The 6,653-nt window shown below is 76.0% G+C and carries 5 protein-coding genes and 1 pseudogene; 4 read left to right on the forward strand and 2 right to left on the reverse strand.

Annotated features, from left to right (window positions below):
* The 4 genes and pseudogenes from EJA20_RS18890 to EJA20_RS17715 form a co-directional block, all read left to right on the forward strand.
* Positions 1 to 283, forward strand: a pseudogene (locus EJA20_RS18890) (hypothetical protein); the annotation flags it as partial.
* Positions 283 to 1,422, forward strand: coding sequence for a protein translocase subunit SecF (secF, locus tag EJA20_RS17705; RefSeq protein ID WP_129339841.1), 1,140 nt, complete (start codon positions 283 to 285; stop codon positions 1,420 to 1,422). The pseudogene EJA20_RS18890 and the gene secF, both read left to right, overlap by 1 nt.
* Positions 1,422 to 2,012 (forward strand): adenine phosphoribosyltransferase, encoded by a 591-nt coding sequence (locus tag EJA20_RS17710; protein WP_129339844.1) that lies wholly within the window; start codon positions 1,422 to 1,424, stop codon positions 2,010 to 2,012. Before secF ends, EJA20_RS17710 begins: the two co-directional genes overlap by 1 nt.
* 151 nt (positions 2,013 to 2,163) lie before the next feature.
* Entirely contained in the window at positions 2,164 to 4,548 is a 2,385-nt protein-coding gene (locus EJA20_RS17715; protein ID WP_129339842.1) for a RelA/SpoT family protein, read from the forward strand.
* A 9-nt stretch (positions 4,549 to 4,557) separates the two neighbouring features.
* Here EJA20_RS17715 and EJA20_RS17720 read toward each other — a convergent pair whose 3' ends face one another.
* Together EJA20_RS17720 and EJA20_RS17725 are read right to left on the reverse strand one after the other, a co-directional pair.
* A complete protein-coding gene (locus tag EJA20_RS17720) occupies positions 4,558 to 5,163 on the reverse strand; it encodes a hypothetical protein (RefSeq protein WP_129339843.1) in 606 nt (201 codons plus the stop codon).
* Positions 5,164 to 5,280: 117 nt separating this feature from the next.
* The coding region (locus tag EJA20_RS17725) for a DUF349 domain-containing protein (protein ID WP_164984051.1) at positions 5,281 to 6,653 on the reverse strand (1,373 nt) is incomplete at its 5' end.

Consider the following 6,653-nt stretch of genomic DNA (forward strand, 5'->3'; position numbering starts at 1 on the left):
GGGCGGCGGCGACGGTCTCACCATCGCGCAGCGCCGGGCCGCCCGGGCGGCGGCGGAGCGCGCCTCCGCGACCACACCCGGCCCGGCGCCGACGGCCCCGCGCAGCACGCCGGCGGACGCCGACGGCGACGCGGTCGACGGGACGGGTGCCCGGCCCGCCGGGCGCAGCGCGACCGGGGCGACGGTCCTCGGCCGCGCGGCGGGAGCGGGCACGACCGGGCCCGGGGGCGACGACGCCCCCCTCGCGCCCGGGACCGACGACGACGAGCGAGGGACCCGCTGATGGCGCTGAACCTGTCCCGGTGGGGCAACGACCTCTACACCGGCCGCCGCTCGTACGGCATCGTCGCGCGCCGGCGGACGTGGTTCGCGATCTCGATCGCGCTGTCCGTCCTCAGCGCCGTGCTGCTCGTGGCGCCCGGGCTCAACCCCGGCATCGAGTTCCGCGGCGGCTCCGAGTTCGTGGTCTCGAACCCGACGTCGCTGAGCCAGCAGACGGCCGTGGAGGTGGTCGAGGGCATCCGGCCGGAGGAGTCGCCGCGCGTGACGACCATCGGCGGCAGCTCCCTGCGGATCCAGACGGCCCGCCTCACCGAGGACGAGGTCGCCGAGGTCCGGGACGGGCTCGTCGCCGCCTACGGCGTCACGGCCGACGACGTGGCCACGAACTTCATCGGCCCCACCTGGGGCCGGGACGTCTCGCAGAAGGCGCTGACGGGCATCGCGGCGTTCCTCGTGCTCGTCGCGGTCGTCATGACCATCTACTTCCGCAACTGGCGGATGGCCGTCGCGGCGCTGGTGGCGCTCTTCCACGACCTGCTCGTCACCGTCGGCATCTACGCGGCGATCGGCTGGGAGGTCACGCCGGCGACGGTGATCGGCTTCCTCACGATCCTCGGGTACTCCATCTACGACACGGTCGTCGTGTTCGACAAGGTGCGCGAGAACACCGCCGACACGCTGGAGCAGCGGCGGTTCACCTACGAGGAGAAGGCCAACCTCGCCGTTAACCAGACGCTGGTGCGGTCCATCAACACCTCCGTGGTGGCCCTGCTGCCCGTCGCGGCGATCCTCTTCGTCGGGGCGTTCGTCCTCGGGGCCGGGACGCTGCGCGACATCGCGCTCGCGCTCTTCGTCGGCATGCTCGTCGGCACGTACTCCTCCATCTTCCTCGCGACGCCGCTGGAGGTGGCGCTGCGCGACCGCGAGCCGGCGATCCGCGAGCACACGGAGCGCGTGCTCGCCTCGCGTGCCACCGGCGGCCTCCCGGAGGCGACCCCGGCCGGTGCGGGCGACGCGGTCACGGTCGGCGGCGGCGGGGCGCGTGCCGCTGCCGGCACGGTCCCCCCCGCGGTCGGCGCCCTGCGTCCGGGCCAGCACCGGGGGACGGCGGCGCAGCCGCACCGCAAGGGCCGCCGGTGATGCAGCCGCCGGAGGGTCGACCGTCGGTCCCGCCGCCGACGGTCCGTCCCGACGTCGACGTCGAGGCCGTCCGCGCGCGGGTCGAGAGGCTCGTGCGCCTCGTGCCGGACTTCCCGAGCCCGGGCATCCTCTTCCGGGACATCACCCCGCTGCTCGCCGACGCGGACGCCTTCGCCGACGTCGTGGCGGCCCTCGCCGAGGCGGCAGGAGGCCCGGTCGACCTCGTGGCCGGTATGGAGGCCCGGGGCTTCCTGCTCGCCGGCGCCCTCGCCGTGCACCTGGGCGCGGGGCTCGTGCCGGTGCGCAAGGCCGGCAAGCTGCCCGGCCCGTCCGAGGCGGAGACGTACGACCTGGAGTACGGGACGGCCACCCTGGAGGTGCACCCCGCCACCGTGCCGGCGGGGTCGCGGGTGCTCGTCGTCGACGACGTGCTCGCCACGGGTGGCACCGCGGCGGCGACCGTCGCGCTGCTCGAGCGCTGCGGGGCGCAGGTCGTCGCCGTGGTGGTGCTCGTCGAGCTGCGGGCGCTCGGCGGCCGCGACGCCCTGCCCGGCCGTGACGTGCACGCCCTCCTCGTCGTCGACGCCTGAGACGGGCGCAGGCCCGGCGGGCCGGGGTCCGGCCGGGCGCCGGGGCCGGTCGTACACTGCTCGCGAGCACCTCCGCCGCACCGGCGCGGGGTGCTCGGCCGCCGGTGGCGGTGCGGGCCCGGGTCCTCCGGGCGGGCGAGAGGGGAGCGGCGTGGCCGACGAGGTCAGGACGACGGCCGTGGCGCCCTCCGGCGCGCCCGGCGCCCCTGGCGCGGCGGGCGCCGTCCCGGGGGCACCGTCGACGACCTCCGACCCCACGCCGGCCGTCGGGTCCGGCGGCCGGGTGCGCTCCCGGCTCAACCGCCTGACCTCGCGGGGCGGGGGCACCGCCACCAACCCCGCGCTGGAGCCCGTCCTCCAGGCGGTGCGGACCAACCACCCGCGCGCCGACCTGGCCGTCCTCGAGCGCGCCTACGTCGTCGCCGAGCGCGCGCACCGTGGGCAGCTGCGCAAGAGCGGCGACCCGTACATCACGCACCCCGTGGCCGTCGCGACGATCCTCGCCGAGCTCGGCATGACGCCGCCGACGCTGGCCGCGGCGCTCCTGCACGACACGGTCGAGGACACCGAGTACTCCCTCGACCAGCTGCGGCGGGACTTCGGGCCCGAGATCGCGATGCTCGTCGACGGGGTCACGAAGCTCGACAAGGTCACCTACGGGGACGCGGCGCAGGCCGAGACCGTGCGGAAGATGGTCGTCGCGATGTCGCGGGACATCCGGGTGCTCGTCATCAAGCTCGCGGACCGCCTGCACAACGCCCGCACGTGGAAGTTCGTCGCCTCGTCCTCCGCGGAGCGCAAGGCGCGCGAGACGCTCGAGATCTACGCCCCGCTGGCCCACCGCCTGGGCATGAACACGATCAAGTGGGAGCTCGAGGACCTCTCGTTCGCGACGCTGTACCCCAAGGTCTACGACGAGATCGTGCACCTGGTCGCCGAGCGCGCCCCGGCCCGCGAGGAGTACCTCGCGACGGTCCGCGAGGGCGTGGGCAACGACCTGCGGTCCGCGAAGATCAAGGCGACGGTGACCGGCCGGCCCAAGCACTACTACTCCATCTACCAGAAGATGATCGTCCGGGGCCGCGACTTCACGGACATCTACGACCTGGTGGGCGTACGGGTCCTCGTCGACACGGTCCGGGACTGCTACGCGGCGCTCGGCGCCCTGCACGCGCGGTGGAACCCCGTGCCGGGGCGGTTCAAGGACTACATCGCGATGCCCAAGTTCAACCTCTACCAGTCGCTCCACACCACCGTGATCGGTCCCGAGGGCAAGCCCGTCGAGATCCAGATCCGCACGCACGACATGCACCGGCGCGCCGAGTACGGCGTCGCGGCGCACTGGAAGTACAAGGAGACGGCGAAGGCCGGCCAGCCCGACACCGCGGGCAACGACATGACGTGGTTGCGGCAGCTCGTCGACTGGCAGAAGGAGACGGCCGACCCGACGGAGTTCCTCGACTCCCTGCGGTTCGAGATCGCCGGGTCCGAGGTCTACGTCTTCACGCCGAAGGGCGACGTGATGGCGCTGCCGTCGGGCTCCACGCCGGTCGACTTCGCCTACGCCGTCCACACGCAGGTGGGGCACCGCACCATGGGCGCCCGCGTCAACGGCCGGCTGGTGCCGCTGGACTCCACGCTCGAGAACGGCGACGTCGTCGAGGTCTTCACGTCGCGCTCGGAGACGGCGGGCCCCTCGCGGGACTGGCTGGGCTTCGTCAAGAGCCCGCGGGCCCGCAACAAGATCCGCCAGTGGTTCTCCAAGGAGCGCCGCGAGGAGGCGATCGAGACCGGCAAGGACGCCATCGCGAAGGCGATGCGCAAGCAGAACCTGCCGATCCAGCGGCTCCTCTCGCACGAGTCGCTCGTCGCCCTCGCCGCGGAGCTGCGGTACCCCGACGTCACGGCCCTCTACGCGGCCATCGGCGAGGGGCAGGTCTCCGCCGGGACCGTCGTCCAGCGCCTCGTGCACAGCCTGGGCGGCGAGACCGCGACCGAGGAGGACCTGGCCGAGGCCACGCGTCCGGGACCGGCGCCGCGCCGGGTGCGCACCGGCGATCCCGGCGTGGTCGTCAAGGGTGTCGACGACCTGTGGGTCAAGCTCGCGAAGTGCTGCACGCCCGTGCCGGGGGACGGGATCGTCGGGTTCGTGACACGCGGGGCGGGCGTGAGCGTGCACCGCGCGGACTGCATCAACGTCGACGGCCTGCGCGCCCAGCCCGAGCGCATGGTCGACGTCGCGTGGAGCCAGAACGGGTCGGGCGTGTTCCTGGTCCAGATCCAGGTCGAGGCGCTCGACCGCGCCCGCCTCCTCTCGGACGTCACGCGCGTGCTGTCCGACCACCACGTCAACATCCTCTCCGCGTCGGTGTCGACCTCGCGCGAGCGCGTGGCCCTGTCCCGCTTCGTCTTCGAGATGGCCGAGCCCTCGCACCTGGCGTCGGTGCTGGCCGCCGTGCGCAAGGTCGAGGGCGTCTTCGACGTGTACCGCATCACCGGCGCCCGGGCGGCGGAGGAGCCGGCGATCCGGGCCTAGGGCCGCTGCTCACGTCCCGCCGAGCTCGAGCAGCAGAGCCCGCGCCTGACGGACCCCGCGCCCGCCGGGACGGGCGGCGAGGGCGTCGAGCACGTCCCGCACCTCGAGGCCGCCGTCGGCGAGCCGGCGCAGCCAGGGGCGGGCGTCCTCGGGCGGCAGGGCGCGCGCGACGTCGGCCGCGGTCCGCGCCGGCGTCGTCACCCGCACCGGTCCCAGGGTCACCAGGTCCGCCGCGGGCAGGGCTGCCTCGAGGGCGACACGGCCGGGGTGCGGGTCGACGCGACGCGCCCCCGTGGGCACGACCACCTCGACCCGGGTCGGCGGCGGGCCCCCGACGTGCACCCACGCGGCGGCCGTGCGGGCGAGCGCGGCCCGGGCCGGCACGAGGGACGCCAGGGCGGCCGCCCGCACCGCCGGCACGGCGAGCGCCGCGCACCGGGCCGCGGTGCCGTCCGCCACGGCGACGAGTGCGCCGGACCGGTGCAGGTCGAACCACGTGCCCGGGCGGGTCCTCGCGCGGGGCAGGAGGTCGGGCAGGCGCCCCGGCGGGTGCGCCCAGGCGAGCGCGCCCGCGGGAGCGCCGGCAGGGCCGGCGGGCTCCGTCGTCGTCGTCATGCCGGTCAGCGTGCCCGCTCGGGGCCGGACGCGGCACGGCCCTCCCGTCCGCTGTGGACGGGAGGGCCGGTGCCGGGCGGCTGGGGGCGGTTCGCGGCCGCGCCCCGGCCAGGACGGTCAGCCGCGGGCGTCCTGCGCGGCGCGCTCGACCTGCTCGAGCCACGAGCGTCGGGCCTCGAGCGCCGTGCGGGCCTCCTTCGCGCGTCGGGCGTCCCCGGACGCCTCCGCCGCGGCCAGGTCCTGCTCGAGCCCGGCGATCGCGGCCTCGAGCTGCGCCGCCGCACCCTCGGCACGCGCGCGCGTCTCCGGGTTGCTGCGCCGCCACTGGGCCTGCTCCGACTCGCGGACCGCCGTCTCGACCGCGCGCAGCCGGCCCTCGACGCGCTGCAGGTCGCCGCGGGGGACCTTGCCGGCGTCCTCCCAGCGCTCCTGGATGGACCGCAGCGCCGACTTCGCCCGCGCCAGGTCCCGCACCGGCACGAGCGCCTCCGCCTCGACGAGGAGCGCCTCCTTCACCTCGAGGTTGGCGCGGAACTCCTCGTCGGTGGCGGCGTTGTCCGCGTCGCGGGCGGCGAAGAACGCGTCCTGGGCCGCCCGGAAGCGGGCCCACAGGGCGTCGTCGTCGGAGCGGCTCGCGCGGCCGGCCGCCTTCCAGCGCGTCATGAGGTCGCGGTAGGCGCCGGCCGTGGCGCCCCAGTCCGTGCTGGTGCGCAGCTTCTCGGCCTCGGCGACGAGCGCCTCCTTGGCCGACTTCGCCGCGGAGTTGCGCTGCTCGAGCTCCGCGAAGAAGTGGCGGCGCTCCCGGTCGAACGCGGTGCGCGCGTGCGAGAACCGCTTCCACAGCGACTCCTCGGTGGCGCGGTCGAGGCGGGCGCCGGAGCGCTGCGCCTCCTTCCACTGGTCGAGGAGCTGGCGCAGCTGCTCGCCCGCCGGGCGCCACTGCATGCGGGCCGGGTCCGTCGCGGCGATCCGCTCGGCCTGCTCGACGATCGCCGTGCGCGACTCCACCGCGGCGGCGCGGGCGGCGGCGCGCTCGGCCTCGGCGGTCGCGCGGCGGGCGGCGGCGAGCTCGCGCAGGGGCCCCAGGCGGGCGCGCAGCGCGTCGAGGTCGCCGACGGCCGACGGCTCCGCCAGCTCCCCGGCGATCCCGTCGACCTGCTGGTCGATCTCCTTGACCGGCAGGTCCGTCCCGGCGATGCGGGCCTCGACGAGCGTCAGCTTCGCCTTGAGGTCGAGGTAGCGGCGCACGTAGAGCGCGAGGGCGTCCTGGGGCTCGCCGGCCGCGAACTGGCCGACGGCCCGCTCGCCCTCGCCCTCGCGGACGTAGACGGTGCCGTCCTCGTCGACCCGGCCGAACGCGGCGGCCGCCGCCTCCTCGGCGGGGTCCACCGGCGGGATCGGCACGGCCACGGGGGCCGCGGCGGTCCGGGCCGCGGGGGCGCCGGGACGCGGCGGGCGGGGGCGCACGGCCCCCGGCGTGGGTCGCGGCC

The sequence above is a fragment of the Cellulomonas endophytica genome (genome assembly GCF_004123805.1).
Classification (GTDB): Bacteria; Actinomycetota; Actinomycetes; order Actinomycetales; family Cellulomonadaceae; genus Cellulomonas; species Cellulomonas endophytica.